The organism is Cupriavidus sp. CP313 (assembly GCF_054072015.1).
The window spans coordinates 21,096-38,268 of sequence record NZ_JBSVZB010000033.1 but is presented as its reverse complement, the minus strand read 5'-3'; the positions used below and the strand labels follow the sequence as shown (position 1 = coordinate 38,268).

The following is a 17,173-nucleotide window of genomic DNA, read 5'->3' as shown; positions in this document are numbered from 1 at the left end:
ACCCGAGCACCTCCAGAAGCCTGATGTGGCAAGCCACGGTTGCAATGCACTACCTGGTTCGCGAGCTTGCGGGTTCCGGCAAGCCGTCGCAGCTATGGCAGAACTTCGCCCAACTCACTATCGCCGCACCCAGCAGGGAAATCGCCCCGCCCAGCAAATCGATGGCGGCCGGAATATCGAAAGCGGATCCATCAAAATTGATCCATCGCTTCATCTCCAGTCTCATCTCTTGGGAGAAGCAATCGTCGTTCAAGTGGACTCACACAGAGTGGTTCGTCGCTCTGAGTTAGTAAGGAGGAGTCTTCCCAAGATGACAGCGGAAAATTCCTGGAATCGCGACGAAAGCTCACGAGCGTCGACGCGCTGGGGGCGTGGCAAGCCCCTCCACACCTGCCGGACCGCTCCCTACCAAAAAATCGCCCCAAGCACCAGTGGCAAGAAAGCCCCCAACCTGCCCCCTGTCCTGCCGATGGCCGCATCCTTATCCTCGCTACATTGCCCCTACGCTGGGCGGCAGTCCGTCCGCGCATCCGGGGCCGTGCCGCCCGGGGCGCGCCGGCCAATCCGCCTCCTTCCTACCCAGACGCACCGCCTTTGCATCGTTCTCGTCCATGACGCCAGACACGGCCCCGCCGAGCCACCAGGCCGCCAACGACCATCCTGCCCCGCAGCGCCGCTGGCTGCCCTTGCTGCTGGCCGGCGCCGGCTATTTCGTGCTGGCGGCGGCGGCGCTGTGGCTGGCGCGGCTGCCCGGTACCGTGGCGGCGGTGTGGCTGCCCAACGCCTTCGGCCTGGGCCTGCTGCTGCACCGGCCGCGCGCGGAGGGGCCGTGGCTGCTGGCGGGCATGCTGGGCGCCAGCGTGCTGGCCAACCACGCGGCCGGCGACAGCGTCGCCACCGCGCTGATGCTGACCGGCGCCAACCTGGCCGAGATGCTGTTCGCGCTCGGGCTGCTGCGCCTGCTGGACCGGCATGCCGTCCTGGGGCGCCACGGTCCGCTGGCCGCCTTCGCGGTAATGCTGGCGGTGGGCGGCATCCTGGCGCCGGCACTGGGGGCCACCGCCGGCGCCATGGCCATCGCCGCAATCCACGGCACCAGCTTCGCCTCGGTCTGGTGGACGTGGTGGCAGGCTGACGCGCTCGGCATGGCGCTGTTGCTGCCGATGATGTTGTCGATGACGGCGGTGCGCGTGCGCGCTGCGGTCGCGCGGCCGGTGCTGGCGCCGCAGGCGGGCGCGCTGGCGCTGTGCCTGGCCATCGGCGCCTTTGCGCAGTGGCAGGGCCACGACCCGTTTGCCGCGATGTCGCTGCCGCTGGTGCTGGTGGCGCTGGCCGGCAATCCGTTTGCCACCGCGCTGCTGACGCTGGTGACCACGCTTTGCCTGCAGGCGCTGATGCTGCTCACGCATCGCCATGAAGCGGTGCCGCTGTCGGCGGCGGTGATCATGGTGTTCCCGGTCTGCATCGCCTACCTGACCGAACAGAACCGGCACGGCCGCGCCAGCCTGCGCAGCAGCGACAAGCGCTTTCGCCAGGCCATGGAGCACTCGGCCATCGGCATGGCGCTGGTCGACATGGACGGCCGCTGGCAGACGGTGAACCGCGCCATGACCGAGCTGCTGGGCTACAGCGCGGCCGAGCTGCGCGAGCTGAGCTACCAGCAACTGACCCACCCCGACGACCTGACCGGCGACCTGCGCCAGGTCGACAACCTGCTGTCCGGGAAGATCGAGTCCTACCGCCTGGAAAAGCGCTACCGCCACAAGGACGGCCACTACCGCTGGGTCCTGCTGGCGGTATCGCTGGTGCGCGACGAACAGACCGGCGAGCCGCAGCACTTCATCACCCAGGTGGAAGACATCCACGCGCGCAAGCTGGCGCAGCAAGAGCTGGAACGGCTGTCGCGCCGCATCCAGCTGGCCGTGGAAGCCGGCGGGGTTGGCATCTGGGAGCGGGATCTCACCAGTGCCGGCATCACCTGGGATGCGCGCATGCATGCGCTGCACGGCACCGACCCCGCCAACGGTGCACCGCTGGCGGAGCAATGGATCGCGCTGCTGCATCCGGAGGATGTCAGCCGCGTCAGCAGCGAGATGCGCCGGGCCATCCGGGGCGAGGCGCCGTTTGACACCGACTACCGCATCGTGCGGCCCGGCGGCGAGGTCCGCCACGTGCGCGCCATGGCCATGGTGGCCCGCACCGCCGACGGCACCGCGCACGCGCTGGTCGGCACCAACTGGGACATCACCGAACAGCGGCGCCTGACCGAGGCGCTGTTCGAAGAGAAGGAACGCCTGCACATCACGCTGCGCTCGATCGGCGATGCGGTGATCTGCACCGATGCGACCATGCACGTGACCTTCATGAACCCGATCGCCGAACAGCTGACCGGCTGGACCATGGCCAGCGCCACCGGCCTGCCGCTGGAGCAGGTCTTCCGCATCGTCGACGAAGCCACCGGCGACCCCATCCCCAGCCCGGTCGAAGCCTGCCTGCGCACGCTCGCGCCCGCCTACCTGCAGGACGGCGCCGTGCTGCAGAGCCTGACCGGCGAGCGCCACGACGTGCAGGACTCGGCCGCTCCCGTGCTGACCGCGCGCGGCGAGGTGCTGGGCGCGGTGCTGGTATTCCAGGACATCACCACCGCGCGCGCGCTGCAGCGCGAGCTGGCGCGTTCGGCCATGCACGATGCGCTCACGGGCCTGCCCAACCGCACCTGGTTCGAGAAGCGCCTGCGCGAAGCCTGCGAAGCGGCGCGGCTGCACGGCCACCGCGCCGCGCTGTGCTTCATCGACCTGGACCGCTTCAAGATCGTCAACGACACCGCCGGCCACGGCGCCGGCGACGTGCTGCTGCGCGAACTGGGCTACATGATCCGCAACCATGTGCGTCCCGACGATGTGCTGGCGCGCCTGGGCGGTGACGAGTTCGCGCTGCTGCTCAAGGACTGCACCGTCGACCAGGCCGAACAGGTCTGCCAGGGCGTGATCGACGCCATCCGCGGCCGCCGCTTCCCGTGGGAAGGGCGCGTGTACGACGTGGGCGCCAGCATCGGCATCGCCGCGATCGACCTGGACGTGCCCCCGGTCAGCGAACTGATGAGCCGCGCCGACGTGGCCTGCTACGCCGCCAAGGCCGCCGGACGCAGCCGCGTCTCGGTCTACCGCCGCGACGAGAGCGACGCGCGCCGCCACCACCGCGAGCTGGAAGTCGCCGCCGGCATCCATTCGGCGCTCGAAGCCAACCGCTTCCGCCTGTTCGCGCAGGAAATCCGCGCACTGCAGCCCGAAGAGAACGAAGACGGCGCCGAGCACCGCCATATCGAGATCCTGGTGCGCATGGTCGACGAGCACGGCGAGCTGATCATGCCCGGCGCCTTCATTCCTGCTGCCGAACGCTATGACCTGATGGGCCATGTCGACCGCTGGGTCATCCGCAACGTGCTGCGCGGCTACGGCGAACGCCTGGGCGCCGTGACCGGGCTCTCGGTATCGATCAACCTGTCCGCCAACTCGCTCGGCGAGCCCTTCCTGCTGCCCTTCCTGCATGCCGAGCTGGAGGCCAGCGCCCTGCCCGCCAGCCGCATCCGGCTGGAGATCACGGAAACCGCGCTGATCAACAACATGGCCGCGGCCAACCGGCTGGTGGCGGAGATGCGGCGCGCCGGCTGCACCGTGTCGCTGGACGACTTTGGCTCGGGCCTGTCGTCGTTCGCCTACCTGAAGCAGTTTCCGGTGGACTTCCTGAAGATCGACGGCAGCTTTATCCGGCAACTGGCCGACAACGCTGTGGACCGCGAGATCGTCAGCTCGATCAACGACATCGGTCACCGCCTAGGCGTGCTCACGGTAGCGGAATGGGTGGAGGACGAACGCACCCTCGATGCGCTGCGCGCGATCGGGGTGGACTATGCGCAGGGGTATGTGATCGGGCGGCCGGTGGCGCTGGACGTGTTCCTGGCCGGATGCCAGCAGCGCGACGCGCTGGCATCCTGGTCCACCAGCCACGATGCCGGGCCATGATAAATTCGGCGCCTGTCGCATGGCCGCATGGCCGAATCCAAGGGGAACCCGTTGTCGCTCGTGTCCGACTCTATGCCGGCGCCGCTCTATGCGCGCGTCAAGCAGCACATCAGCAGCAGGATCGCTGACGGCAGCTGGCCGCCGCATCACCGCGTGCCGTCCGAGACCGAACTGGTCGAGTCCCTGGGCGTGAGCCGCATGACCGTGCATCGCGCGCTGCGCGAGCTGACCGCGGAAGGCATGCTGGTGCGGCTGCAGGGCGTCGGCACCTTCGTCGCCGAACCCAAGCGGCGGACCGCGCTGTATGCGGTCAACAATATTGCCGAAGACATCGCCTCACGCGGGCACCGGCATCACGCGCGCGTCATCAGCCTGGAGGCGGAACGCGCCGGCCCGACGCAGGCCGCGGCACTGGAGGTGGCGCTGGAGGAGCGGGTGTTCCATTCCGTGATCGTGCATTTCGAGGACGACGTGGCGATCCAGCTGGAGGATCGCTATGTCAATGCCGCGGTGGCGCCCGACTACCTGGCGCAGGACTTCACCAGCGAAACGCCCTACCAATACCTGTCCCGCATCGCGCCGCTGACCGAAGGCGAGCATGTGGTCGAGGCCGTGCTGGCGCTGCCGGAAGAGTGCGGATTGCTGGCTATCGAGCGGGGCGAGCCCTGCCTGCTGATCCGTCGCCGCACTTGGTCCGCGGGCCGGGTGGTGACGTCAGTGCGGCTCGTGCATCCCGGATCCCTGCATCGCCTGGAAGGCCGATTCACGTCCTAGGCCTGGAACTGGCCACCCACCAGGGCACAAGGGACTCCAACATCATTTGTGATTAAAGCGCCGCGCTAGCGCTGGTCTTCCTACGGGATTACCCCGATTTATACGTACTTGTATATACAGGAATATACATGCCTATGCGTCGCCCGAAAAAGCGGGCGTTCCAGACCAGCACGACCGAAGGAGTTCCCGTGACCAAGACCACCACCACCACGCGTTTCCGCGACACCGAAATCCGCGCCCCCCGCGGCACCACGCTGACGGCCAAGAGCTGGCTCACGGAAGCCCCGCTGCGCATGCTGATGAACAACCTCGACCCCGAGGTGGCAGAGAATCCGAAGGAACTGGTGGTCTATGGCGGCATCGGCCGCGCCGCCCGCAACTGGGAATGCTATGACCAAATCGTCGAGGCCCTGACCCGCCTGGAAGACGACCAGACCCTGCTGGTGCAGTCCGGCAAGCCCGTGGGCGTGTTCCGCACCCATCGCGACGCGCCGCGCGTGCTGATCGCCAACTCCAACCTGGTGCCGCACTGGGCCAACTGGGAACACTTCAACGAGCTCGATGCCAAGGGCCTGGCCATGTATGGCCAGATGACCGCCGGCAGCTGGATCTATATCGGCAGCCAGGGCATCGTGCAGGGCACCTATGAGACCTTCGTCGAGGCCGGCCGCCAGCACTTCGGCGGCAACCTGAAGGGCCGCTGGGTGCTGACCGCCGGCCTGGGCGGCATGGGCGGCGCGCAGCCGCTGGCCGCCACGCTGGCCGGCGCCTGTTCGCTGAACATCGAATGCCAGCAGAGCCGCATCGACTTCCGCCTGAAGACCCGCTATGTCGACGAGCAGGCCACCGACCTGGACGACGCGCTGGCCCGCATCGACCGCTATACCTCGCAAGGCAAGGCGATCTCGATCGCGCTGTGCGCCAACGCCGCCGAGGTGCTGCCCGAACTGGTGCGCCGCGGCGTGCGCCCCGACATGGTCACCGACCAGACCAGCGCGCATGACCCGCTCAACGGCTACCTGCCGGCCGGCTGGAGCTGGGACGAATACCGCGAGCGCGCGCAGCGCGAGCCGGCGGCAGTGGTCAAGGCCGCCAAGGTGTCGATGGCCGCGCATGTGCGCGCCATGCTGGCCTTCCAGCAGATGGGCGTGCCGACCTTCGACTACGGCAACAATATCCGCCAGATGGCCAAGGAAGAAGGCGTGGCCAACGCCTTCGACTTCCCCGGCTTCGTGCCCGCCTACATCCGCCCGCTGTTCTGCCGCGGCATCGGGCCGTTCCGCTGGGCCGCGCTGTCGGGCGACCCGCAGGACATCTACAAGACCGACGCCAAGGTCAAGGAACTGATCCCGGATGACGAGCACCTGCACCGCTGGCTCGACATGGCGCGCGAGCGCATCAGCTTCCAGGGCCTGCCGGCGCGGATCTGCTGGGTGGGCCTGGGCCTGCGCGCCAAGCTGGGCCTGGCCTTCAACGAGATGGTCCGCAGCGGCGAGCTGTCGGCGCCGGTCGTGATCGGCCGCGACCACCTGGATTCGGGCTCGGTCGCCAGCCCCAACCGCGAGACCGAGGCCATGCAGGACGGCTCCGACGCCGTGTCCGACTGGCCGCTGCTGAACGCGCTGCTCAACACCGCCAGCGGCGCCACCTGGGTTTCGCTGCACCATGGCGGCGGCGTGGGCATGGGCTTCTCGCAGCATTCTGGCGTGGTGATTGTTTGCGATGGCACCGACGAGGCCGCCGCGCGCATCGCCCGCGTGCTGCACAACGACCCCGCCACCGGCGTGATGCGCCATGCCGACGCCGGCTACCAGATCGCCGTCGACTGCGCGCACGAGCAGGGCCTGGACCTGCCGATGCTGAACCACGCATCGCGCGACTGACCCGCGGCCAGCAAGAGCCGTTCTGCCGCCGGGCCGCCACGTGCGCCCCGGCCGGCGCCTTATCGCTTTACGGAGACACCCATGTCCATCGACACCACCGCCGGCGTGGCGGTCGCGGCGCCCCAGGCGCAGCTGTCACGCACGCGCGCCATTGCCGCCATCACCATCGGCAATGGCCTGGAGTTCTACGATTTCGTCGTCTACAGCTTCTTTGCCACGCTGATCGGCCGGCTCTATTTCCCGGTCGACAACCCTACCGGGCAACTGCTGATGTCGTTCGCCACCTTTGGCGTCGGCTTCCTGATGCGCCCGCTGGGCGGCCTGCTGATCGGCATGTACGCCGACCGCGCCGGGCGCAAGCCGGCGGTGGCGCTGACCTTGTGGCTGATGGGGCTGAGCTCGCTGATCTTCGTGGTGACGCCGCCGTACGCGCAGATCGGCATCCTGGCGCCGGTGCTGGTGGTGGTGGCACGGCTGGTGCAGGGCTTTGCCATCGGCGGCGAGATGGGCGCATCGACCGCGCTGCTGCTGGAATACGCCGATGACCGCACGCGCGGCTTCTATACCGCATGGCAGCCGTTCAGCCAGGGCCTGGCGGCGCTGCTGGGCGCGATCACCGGCCTGGTGCTGAGCAACGTGCTGGCTCCGGCCGACCTGGAAGCCTGGGGCTGGCGCCTCGCCTTCCTGATCGGCATCCTTGTGATCCCGGTCGGCCTGGTGATCCGCCGCCGGCTGGAAGAAACCGCCGCGCCCGTGCGCCATGGCGAGCACGCCGCGCAATGGCCGCTGCTGCGCCGCCATGGCCGCGAGATCATCGCCAGCATCCTGCTGATGATCGGCCTGGCCTCTTCGACCTATATCGTCGTGTACTACCTCAGCAACTACGCGGTCAGCGTGCTGAAGATGCCGCTGTCGCTGGGCATCTGGGCGGCGTGCGTGGCGGCGCTGGTGCAGGTGGTGCTGTCGCCGTTCGCGGGCTGGCTGGCTGACCGCATCGGCCGCAAGACCGTGGTGCTGTGGTCGCGCGTGGCGCTGCTGGCAATGGTCTACCCGGCCTTCGTGCTGATCAACGCCGAGCCGTCGCTCACGCGCCTGCTGGTGGTGGTGGGCTGCCTGTCGGTGCCGATGTCGATGACCGCGCCGGCCTCGATGGTGCTGGTCAGCGAAGTGCTGCCGCAGCGGCTGCGCGCCACCGGGCTGTCGATCGCCTATTGCGTGGCGATCGCGATCTTCGGCGGCTTTGCGCAGTATTTTTCGACGCGGCTGATCCAGATCACCGGTGACGTCAATGCGCCCGCACTGTACGTGATCGGCTGCGGCCTGGTGTCGCTGATCGGCCTGGCGATGGTGCCGGAAACGCTGGGGCGGCGGCTGAAATGAGTTCCCTGGCGCCGGCGCGGGGTGCACCAACGCCGCCCGAGCTTGCCTGGGCCTTGTACTCCCTCTCCCCTCATGGGGAGAGGGCCGGGGGCGCGGTTTAGCCAGGAGCCACATCAAGCAAGGCCCTCGGTTTTTTCCAGCGCTGTGACGCCGGCAAACGCCCACCCTCACCCCGCTGCCAGCACCCCAAAACCCCGGGTTAACACCTAGAACGCCGTTCGGATTCCCGAACGGCGTTGTCGCATTCCGGTCCGGATTCCCGAACCGTGCGCCGGAATCACATCCTTTTCCCCTTTGTTTTCAACAAGTTGCACAACGCCTGCAGCCCTTTCGGCCTGGCACGGCGCATGCAATATAGGCCGCCGCTCACAGCGCCAGACGGGTATGCCGGCACGCCGCCCGGCGTCCCGGCCGATGCCAAAAACAAAGGAGGACACACATGACCGACCCCGCCTTGCCCACCCCCTTCGCCACCCCGGCGAACCCCCGGCACCTGTTGCCGCGCTGAACCACGACAAGGCCGGCCCGGCGCCCCGACATCGCCGCCCAGCCTTCCTGCAATACACAGACGCCCGTCCCTGCCACAGGAAACGGACGCACAGGCCTGATCCACGATGAAACTGAATCGACTGCCCACCCTGATCTTCATTGCGATGCTGCTAGGCGTGCTGGTCGGCACCGCCGCGCACAACATGGCGCCGGACGCCGCCACCGCCAAATCGATTGCGGACCACCTGTCCATCCTGACTGATGTATTCCTGCGGATGATCAAGATGATCATCGGCCCGCTGGTGTTCGCCACGCTGGTGGCCGGCATTGCCAGCATGGGCGATGGCCGCGCCGTGGGGCGCATCGGCCTGAAGGCGATGATGTGGTTCGTTGGCGCCTCGATCACCTCGCTGCTGCTGGGCCTGATGATGGCCAACCTGCTGGAACCCGGCCACGGCATGAACCTGCCGCTGCCGCCGGCTGACGCCGCCTCGAACCTGAAGACCGGCGCGCTGAACCTGCGCGACTTCATTGCCCACATGTTCCCCAAGAGCTTTGTCGAGGCCATGGCGAACAACGAGATCCTGCAGATCGTGGTGTTCTCGCTGTTCTTCGGCTTTGCGCTGGGCACGGTCAAGGACGGCGTGGGCAAGCCCGTGCTGCAAGGCATCGAGGGCCTCGCCGCGGTGATGCTGAAGGTCACCAACTACGTGATGGCGTTTGCCCCGGTGGGCGTGTTCGGCGCGATCGCCGCGGTGATCACCGCGCAGGGCCTGGGCGTGCTGGTGGTGTACGCCAAGCTGCTGGGCAGCCTGTACCTGGCGCTGGCGCTGCTGTGGGTGGCGCTGATCGCCGGCGGCTACTTCTTCCTGGGCCGCGACGTGTTCCGCCTGCTCAAGCTGATGCGCACGCCGCTGATGATCGGCTTCGCCACCGCCAGCAGCGAATCGGCCTACCCGAAGGTGATCGACCAGCTGACCCACTTCGGCGTCAAGGAGCGCATCACCAACTTCGTGCTGCCGCTGGGCTACTCGTTCAACCTGGATGGCTCGATCATGTACACCTCGTTTGCCGCGCTGTTCGTGGCGCAGGTGTATGGCATCGAGCTGTCGCTGACCCAGCAGATCACCATGCTGCTGGTCCTGCTTGTCACCAGCAAGGGCATCGCCGGCGTGCCGCGCGCCTCGCTGGTGGTGGTCGCCGCCGTGCTGCCGATGTTCGGCCTGCCGGAGGCCGGCATCCTGCTGGTGCTGGGCATCGACCACGTACTCGACATGGGTCGCACCGTGACCAATGTGCTCGGCAATGCGATTGCCACCGCCGTCGTCGCCAAAAGCGAAGGCGCCATCGGCGCGCCGGTACCGTCCGAGGAGGATGAACCCGCCGCGGATACCACCACCGGCCTGGCACCTGCCCAGGTCCTCGCGGGCAAGTAACACCGTCCGCCAGGCGTGCCAGGGCCCGGTTGCCGATACGGCAACCGGGCCTTTTTGCATTCTGGCGCGGCACTGCCCCCCTGGTGTGGTAAAAGTAGGCACCCGCGCCGGCCCCTGCCCGTCTTGCCCGCGCGGCGGCTTTGCCACCTGCCTCACCCAACACCTGATGACCGGTCCGCTACACCCTCCCGGCGATACCACCCGCCCTGCCGCCCCTGCGTCCGCTGCTGCCACCGGAACGCCGCGCCTGCCTCACGGCCTGCGCGGCGTTGCCCCGCTGCTCGCACTGCTGGCGCTGGCCGTGCTGGTGGGCCTGGCCGGCTCGCTCGGCTACCGCTACAGCTACGACACCGCGCTGGCGCGCCAGTCCGAACGCGGCCAGGTGCAGTTGCGGCTGTACACGCAGGCACTGGAAAGCGAGCTGGCCCACTACGACTACGTGCCCGGCCTGCTGTCGCTGGACGAGCGCGTCGCCGCGCTGCTGCTGCGCCCGGACGACGCTGCCCGCGCGGCACGCGCCAATGACTACCTGAGCGCCCTCAATGCCCGCGCCGGCACGCGCGTGATCTATGTGCTGGATGCGCACGGCAAGGTGCTGGCCAGCAGCAACTGGCAGCGCCCGGACAGCTACCTGGGCGAAGCGCTGAGTTTCCGCCCGTACTTCCAGTCGGCCATGGACGGCCAGCTGGGCCGCTTCTACGGCGTGGGCACCACCCGCAGCGAATCGGGCTACTACCTGTCGGCGCCGCTGGGCGAGCGCGACAACCCGGTCGGCGTGGCAGTGGTCAAGATCGGCCTGGAGCCGCTGGAGAACCGCTGGCAGGGCGCCGACAGCCAGATGCTGCTGACCGACGAGAACGGCGTGGTGATCCTGGCCTCGGACCCGTCGTGGAAGCTGGCCGCGCTGCGCCCCCTGTCACCCGAGGCGCGCGAGCGGTTCACGCGCAGCCTGCAGTACAACCGCGCCCCGCTGCCGCAACTGCCGCTGACCCTGGTGCGCAAGCTGAACAACGGCAACGGCAGCAGCAGCGACGAACTGGTGCGCCTGCGCCGCGGCCCGCCGATGCTGGCGCAGCATGCCGCGCTGCCCGGCACCGACTGGCAGCTGACGCTGCTGACCAATACTTCGCAGGCGCGCGTGGCCGCGCTCAACACAGCGGCGCTGGCCGGCGTGCTGACCGCCTTCGTGCTGCTGCTGGGGGCGGCGTGGAACGTGCGCCGGCGCATTATCAACGAGCGCCTGGCGGCGCGCGCCGCGCTGGAGGCGGCCAACAGCGAGCTGGAGCGCAAGGTGGCCGAACGCACCGCCGACTTGTCCACCTCCAACCAGCGCCTGCAGTCCGAGGTAGCCGAACGCATCCGTGCCGAGACCGTGCTGCGCCAGGCCCAGGACGGCCTGCTGCAGGCAGGCAAGCTGGCCGCCGTCGGGCAGATGTCTACCGGCATCGCGCATGAGCTGAACCAGCCGCTGGCTGCGCTGCGCACCATCTCCGGCAATACCGGCAAGTTCCTCGAGCGCGGCGACTACGCCACCGTGCGCGCCAACCTGGACACTATCATCGGGCTGGTCGAGCGCATGGGCCGCATCACCGGCGCGCTCAAGTCGTTTGCACGCAAGTCCGGCAACGGCCGCCGCCAGGCCAGGCTGGCCGAAGCGGTGGACAACGCGCTGTTCCTGCTGCAGACACGCGTGGACGCGGTCCAGCCCGCGCTGCAGCGCGATATCGATCCGACGCTGGCAGTGGTGTGCGATCCCAACCGCCTGGAACAGGTGCTGGTGAACCTGCTCGGCAACGCGCTCGATGCCGTCGCCGGCCAGTCCGCGCCGCGCATTGCGCTGCACGCGCACGTGGCGGGCGCCATGGTCCACCTGACCGTGCGCGACAACGGCGCCGGCTTGTCCGAGGAAGCCTTCGCACGGCTGTTCGAGCCCTTCTTCACCACCAAGCCCGCCGGGCAAGGGCTGGGGCTCGGCCTCACGCTGTCGGCCGGCATCCTCAATGAAAACGGCGGCAGCCTGTCCGCCGCCAACCACCCGGACGGCGGCGCCTGCTTCACGCTGGTGCTGCCGCTGGCGCCGCAGGACGCCAACCCACAGGACGCAAAGCATGCCGGCTGACCTGACCGTACTGATCGTCGAGGACGATGCCGACGTGCGCCTGGGCTGCGAACAGGCGCTGCGCCTGGAGGGCATTGCCACGCGCGGCGTGGGCAGCGCCGAGGCCGCGCTGCGCGAGGCCGGACCGGGCTATGCCGGCGTGGTCGTCAGCGACATTCGCCTGCCGGGCCAGGACGGCATGGCGCTGCTCGCGCAACTGCGCGAGCGCGACCCGGCCCTGCCGGTGATCATGATCACCGGCCACGGCGACGTGGGGCTGGCGGTGCAGGCGATGAAGCAAGGCGCCTACGACTTCCTGGAAAAGCCGTTCTCGCCCGAGCAGCTGGTGGATGCCACGCGCCGCGCGCTGGAGCAACGCCGGCTCGCGCTGGAAGTGTCAGAACTGCGAGAACGGCTGGCGGGCCGCCAGAAGCTGGAAGCCCACCTGATCGGCCATTCGCCAACGGTCGAGCGGCTGCGCCGCATGATCGCCGACCTGGCCGGCACCGACGCCAATGTGCTGATCCACGGCGAGACCGGCACCGGCAAGGAGCTGGTGGCGCGCTGCCTGCATGAGGCCAGCCAGCGCCACGCGCGCAACTTTGTTGCCATCAACTGCGGCGGCCTGCCAGAGCAGCTGTTCGAGAGCGAGATCTTCGGCCATGAAGCCGGCTCGTTCACCGGTGCCGCGCGCCGCCGCATCGGCAAGATCGAGCACGCCGAAGGCGGCACGCTGTTTCTCGACGAGATCGAGAGCATGCCGATGCCGCTGCAGATCAAGCTGCTGCGGGTGCTGCAGGAACGCGTGGTGGAACGGCTTGGCTCCAACCAGCCGGTGCCGGTCAACGCGCGCGTGGTGGCCGCCACCAAGGCCGACCTGCGCGCGCTCTCCGATGCCGGCCAGTTCCGCGCTGACCTGTACTACCGCCTGAACGTGATCACGCTGGAGTTGCCGCCGCTGCGCGAGCGGCGCGAAGACGTGCCGGCATTGTTCGAACATTTCGTCGCGCAGGCCGCACTGCGCTTCAGCCGCGAGGCTGTGCCCGCCACCCCGGCCGAGCTGGCCGCGCTGGTGGCCTACCCATGGCCCGGCAATGTGCGCGAGCTGCGCAACCTGGCCGAGCGCCATGTGCTGGGGCTGGGCTGCAACCCCGGCCAGGGCACCACCGCCCCCGCAGCCCTGCCGCTGGCGCAGGCAGTCGAGCAATTCGAGCGCGCACTGATTGCCGATGCCATGCGCCGCCATGACGGCAACCTGAGCCGCGCCAGCGAGGCCCTGGGCGTGGCCAAGACCACGCTGTTCGACAAGGTGCGCAAGCACGGGCTGTGAAGTGTCGCTGTGACGCGCGGACCGTGAATCGAGGGCAGCAGCGCGGGCCATGCCGCGCGATCTGTCACGTCACGACAGAACTCTGAAGCGGCCGCTGTATTCAGCGGATGCTTCAGACGCTGCGTCCAACCATGGGGAACCACCCCTGCAGATCAATGTCTGCGTTACTGTCGTGTCTGCCTGCAAGCACCAATGTGCGTTAAACAACCAATACGCGATGGATTTATGTTTTTTCTTACAGATCGATTGGCGTTTGCGGCATATTATTGGCTTCCAGCAGATCAGGGTCCCAGACATTCAATATGTCCAGAAAGTCGCTGATCGGCTGGAAATGAAAGAAACAACAAATTTATAACGAAAGCCGTCCGGCCGGCGGGGGAGCGGGCCAGGACACAGGGTCAGTCAACCATTGGCAGTGACAACCGCGCGGCGCTTGTGCCTGGCGCCGCGGGCGCCGTCCCGGCGCGACTGCCTTCAGGACCACGGGTGATGGGATGAAACTGGATCCGGCACTGGCTGAAAAGCCTTATTACAGCACGCGTACAGCGGCAAAACTGCTTAACGTCTCTCTGGGGACCGTCCAGAAGATGGTCGAGCGCGGCGAACTTGGCGCCTGGAAGACCAACGGCGGCCATCGGCGCATCCACAAGGAAACCGTGCACCGCCTGCTGGCGACGCGCATCGGGCCGGAATCGGCGTCGCCGCACGGCCTGGACCTGGTGGTGTTCCACCCCAACCACCAGGAAGCGCAGCGCATCCATGGCCAGCTTGCCAAGTGGGGGCTGCCGCTCAAGAGCGTGGTGGTCGACGATGTGCTGGACACCGTCATCACCTCGGTCAGCGAGCATCCGCGCGTGGTGCTGTACTACGTCGACGAACTGAACGACGCCGAGTCGGCCACCATCGAGAAGCTGCAGAATTTCTTTGCCAGCCAGCACGTGATCTTCGCCGTGATCACCAACCGCCAGGCCTATGAAGGCGTGGCCGATGCCCTGCAGCACTGGGGCATCATGGTGTTCCTGAAGACGCCGTCGCTGGAAGAGGTCAAGGGCTTCCTGCGCGCCCAGCTGATGATGGGCCGCACCGCCTGAGCACGGCGGCACCGGGGCCAGCCGGCCCCGGCATCGCTTGCAGCCTCAGGCCACTGCCGCCTGCCGGGGCGTTGCCAGCCCGGCTTCGTTGCCGTCGGCCTGCGCCATCATCCAGCCGTACAGGTTGCGCGGATCCGGCGGCATCGCCACCAGTTCAACGGCCCTGCCCGCCTGGTGCGCCTGCGCTGCGGCGTAGAGCCAGCGCAGCGCGGCGTAGTCTTCCAGCGCAAACCCAACCGAATCGAACACGGTCACCTCGTCCGCCGCCGCGCGGCCGGGCGCGATGCCGGCCAGCACCTGCCACAGCTCGGTCACCGGCGCGTCGGCCGGCAACTGCTGGATCTCGCCTTCGATGCGCGTCTGGGGTTCGTACTCCACCACGATGCGCGCGCGGCGCAGGATATCGGGATGCAGTTCAGTCTTGCCGGGGCAATCGCCGCCTACCGCATTAAGGTGCATGCCAGGCCGCACCATTTCCGGCGTGAGGATGGTGGCGCGAGCCTTGTCGGCGGTTACCGTGGAGACAATGTCCGCCCCGGCCAGCGCGCCCTCGATCGATTCGGCGCGCCGGATCGAAAGACCGGGTACGCCACCAAGGTTGCGCATCAGCCGTGTGGTGGCGGCCGGATCGATGTCATAGGCGGCGATCTCGCGCACGCCCAGCATCGCCTGGAAGGCCAGCACCTGGAACTCGGCCTGCGCGCCGTTGCCGATCAGCGCCATCGTCGCCGCACCGGGCCGCGCCATGGCGCGCGCCGCCAGCGCCGAGGTGGCCGCGGTGCGCAGCGCAGTGGCCAGCGTCAGGTCGGCCAGCATCAGCGGGAAGCCGGTTTCCACTTCGGCCAGCAAGCCGCAGGCCATCACCGTCGGCATGCCATGCTGCGCATTGCGCGGATGGCCGTTCACATACTTGAATGCATACTGGATGCCGTCGCTGACCGGCATCAGCTCGATCACGCCACGCGCGGAATGGCTCGCCAGCCGTGCGGACTTGTCGAAGTCGTCCCAGCACAGGAAGGCCTGCCGGACCTGCCCGGCCAGGTCCACGATGGCGGCCTGCGGGCCGATGGCGGCCACCAGGCGGGCCACATCACTGGCGTCCAGGAACAGGGATCGTGCGGTGCTTTTCATGACCGTCTCCTTGGCTGTCTGTGTGGTGCCTGCACTCAGGCCGCCACCGCGGCGATGCCCGGCCCGCTGCGGCGATCCAGGCGCAGCGTCATGCAATAGGCGCCGCCGCCGGACAGCATGAAGGGCGACAGGTCGACCTCATGCAGCTGGTAGCCGCGCCGGCCCAGCTCGGTGCGCAGGTGCGGCGTGGTGCGGGTCATCACCACCTGGTCGTCGAGATTGACGGCATTGACGCTGAAGTGGCGCAGGTCGTCGGCGCTGGCCTCGATGCGCAGCCGCGCCGGCACGCGCGCGCGCAGCTCGCGCAGCGCCGCTTCGCTGAAGGCCGGCGGGTAGTACAGCACCTCGCCGCCGGAAAGCGGGCAGAAGCAGACATCAAGGTGGTAGCTCTGCTCGGTGGCCAGCTCCAGCGCCACCACGTCCTTGCCGAAGTAGCTCGACACCGCCACGGCCGCCTCATGCGACGAGCGCGGACCGAACCCGGCCCAGAAGTGGCCGCGGCCCGCATCCCAGATGCAGTCGCCCGCGCCTTCCTGGAAGCAGCCCTCGGGCAGCAGTGCGACTTCGTCGAGCAGGCCGCGCTCGCGCAGCGTGCCGAAGACGTCGGCGAACGGCGCTTCCTCGCCGCGCCGCTGCGGGTAACGGAAGCGCGCCAGCAGCGCGCGGCCATCGAGCACCACCGCGGCGTTGGCCGGGAACACCATGTCGGGCAGCCCCGGCGCGCCAGGGGCCACCTCCACCGCAAAGCCGGCCCGGCCCAGCGCCTCGCGCAGCGCGTCGAACGACTGCATGGCGCTGCGGTGCATACCGCGCGGGTCGCGCGCCCAGGCAGCCGGGTCCATCCACGGATTGATGCTGTACGACACGTCGTAGAAGGTCGGCTCGACAAGCAGGATGGTGGGGGTGTGGGTCACGGGGCGGCTCCTCTTTAATGGCAGGCGTTGGGAAATCAATCGGTCGATTGAATTCTCGGGCAAGCTGGTGTTAACTAATAGCCAGCAACTTGCGCAATTTGCGCGAGTCATATATCAAAATGCCAGCTTATGCTGGCGCATTGCAAAGGCTGTTTGCCCACCTCATGGATGCCACCGATCACCAGCTGATTTCCCTCCTGCGCGACAACGCGCGCATGCCAGTCACGGCGCTAGCGCAGGCGCTGCGCGTGTCGCGCGCGACCGTGCAGAACCGTATCGACAAGCTGGAACAGGAAGGAGTGATCGTTGGCTACACGGTGCGCCTGCGGCCCGAGGCCGAAGCGCACCGCATCCGCGCCTGGATGACGATTGCCGTGGAAGGCAACAAGGCCCGCACCGTGCTGCAGGCGCTGCGCGGCGAACCCAATGTGCAGGCGCTGCACACCACCAACGGCCGCTGGGACATCATTGCCGAGCTGCGCGCCGATACGCTCGAGGCCTTCGACCGCACGCTGGACCGGATCCGGCTGATCGACGGCATCAGCGCCACCGAGACCAGCATCCTGCTGTCGACCTACAAGTAAAAGACCCGCTCAGGTCCCGGCGCTTTCCACCACCGGCAGGC

13 protein-coding genes are annotated in these 17,173 nt (G+C 68.1%); 11 read left to right on the top strand and 2 right to left on the bottom strand.

Annotated elements, in window-relative coordinates; genetic code table 11:
- Positions 1 to 23 precede the first annotated feature (23 nt).
- From ACW4E8_RS32630 to ACW4E8_RS32585, 10 genes are all read left to right on the top strand, one after another.
- Complete coding sequence (locus tag ACW4E8_RS32630; RefSeq protein ID WP_456808287.1) at positions 24 to 290, top strand: hypothetical protein; 267 nt, start codon at positions 24 to 26, stop codon at positions 288 to 290.
- A 321-nt stretch (positions 291 to 611) separates the two neighbouring features.
- Positions 612 to 4,022: a diguanylate cyclase gene (locus tag ACW4E8_RS32625; protein ID WP_456808286.1), complete on the top strand. Its 3,411-nt coding sequence runs from the start codon at positions 612 to 614 to the stop codon at positions 4,020 to 4,022.
- A gap of 27 nt (positions 4,023 to 4,049) precedes the next feature.
- On the top strand, positions 4,050 to 4,796 hold the full coding sequence (gene hutC, locus ACW4E8_RS32620) for a histidine utilization repressor (protein ID WP_456808285.1): 747 nt from the start codon (positions 4,050 to 4,052) through the stop codon (positions 4,794 to 4,796).
- A gap of 188 nt (positions 4,797 to 4,984) precedes the next feature.
- Entirely contained in the window at positions 4,985 to 6,679 is a 1,695-nt protein-coding gene (hutU, locus tag ACW4E8_RS32615; RefSeq protein ID WP_456808284.1) for a urocanate hydratase, read from the top strand.
- An 81-nt stretch (positions 6,680 to 6,760) separates the two neighbouring features.
- Positions 6,761 to 8,059: an MFS transporter gene (locus ACW4E8_RS32610; protein ID WP_456808283.1), complete on the top strand. Its 1,299-nt coding sequence runs from the start codon at positions 6,761 to 6,763 to the stop codon at positions 8,057 to 8,059.
- 614 nt (positions 8,060 to 8,673) lie between these two features.
- Positions 8,674 to 9,984 carry a dicarboxylate/amino acid:cation symporter gene (locus tag ACW4E8_RS32605; RefSeq protein ID WP_456808282.1) on the top strand — a complete coding sequence of 437 codons (1,311 nt, stop codon included), beginning with the start codon at positions 8,674 to 8,676 and terminating at the stop codon, positions 9,982 to 9,984.
- A gap of 166 nt (positions 9,985 to 10,150) precedes the next feature.
- On the top strand, positions 10,151 to 12,103 hold the full coding sequence (locus ACW4E8_RS32600; protein WP_456808281.1) for a sensor histidine kinase: 1,953 nt from the start codon (positions 10,151 to 10,153) through the stop codon (positions 12,101 to 12,103).
- Positions 12,093 to 13,412: a sigma-54-dependent transcriptional regulator gene (locus tag ACW4E8_RS32595; protein WP_456808280.1), complete on the top strand. Its 1,320-nt coding sequence runs from the start codon at positions 12,093 to 12,095 to the stop codon at positions 13,410 to 13,412. The genes ACW4E8_RS32600 and ACW4E8_RS32595 overlap by 11 nt, the downstream gene beginning before the upstream one ends.
- 49 nt (positions 13,413 to 13,461) lie before the next feature.
- Positions 13,462 to 13,767, top strand: coding sequence for a hypothetical protein (locus ACW4E8_RS32590; RefSeq protein WP_456808279.1), 306 nt, complete (start codon positions 13,462 to 13,464; stop codon positions 13,765 to 13,767).
- Positions 13,768 to 13,906: 139 nt separating this feature from the next.
- Positions 13,907 to 14,503: a helix-turn-helix domain-containing protein gene (locus tag ACW4E8_RS32585; protein ID WP_010813065.1), complete on the top strand. Its 597-nt coding sequence runs from the start codon at positions 13,907 to 13,909 to the stop codon at positions 14,501 to 14,503.
- 45 nt (positions 14,504 to 14,548) lie between these two features.
- Here ACW4E8_RS32585 and ACW4E8_RS32580 read toward each other — a convergent pair whose 3' ends face one another.
- On the bottom strand, positions 14,549 to 15,634 hold the full coding sequence (locus ACW4E8_RS32580; protein ID WP_456808278.1) for an ornithine cyclodeaminase: 1,086 nt from the start codon (positions 15,632 to 15,634) through the stop codon (positions 14,549 to 14,551).
- A gap of 35 nt (positions 15,635 to 15,669) precedes the next feature.
- Positions 15,670 to 16,548, bottom strand: a complete 879-nt coding sequence (locus tag ACW4E8_RS32575; RefSeq protein ID WP_456808277.1) for a dimethylarginine dimethylaminohydrolase family protein — start codon at positions 16,546 to 16,548, stop codon at positions 15,670 to 15,672.
- Between the two features lie 164 nt (positions 16,549 to 16,712).
- Here ACW4E8_RS32575 and ACW4E8_RS32570 point away from each other — a divergent pair, with 164 nt between their 5' ends.
- Positions 16,713 to 17,132: an Lrp/AsnC family transcriptional regulator gene (locus ACW4E8_RS32570; protein ID WP_035821972.1), complete on the top strand. Its 420-nt coding sequence runs from the start codon at positions 16,713 to 16,715 to the stop codon at positions 17,130 to 17,132.
- Positions 17,133 to 17,173: the final 41 nt, after the last annotated feature.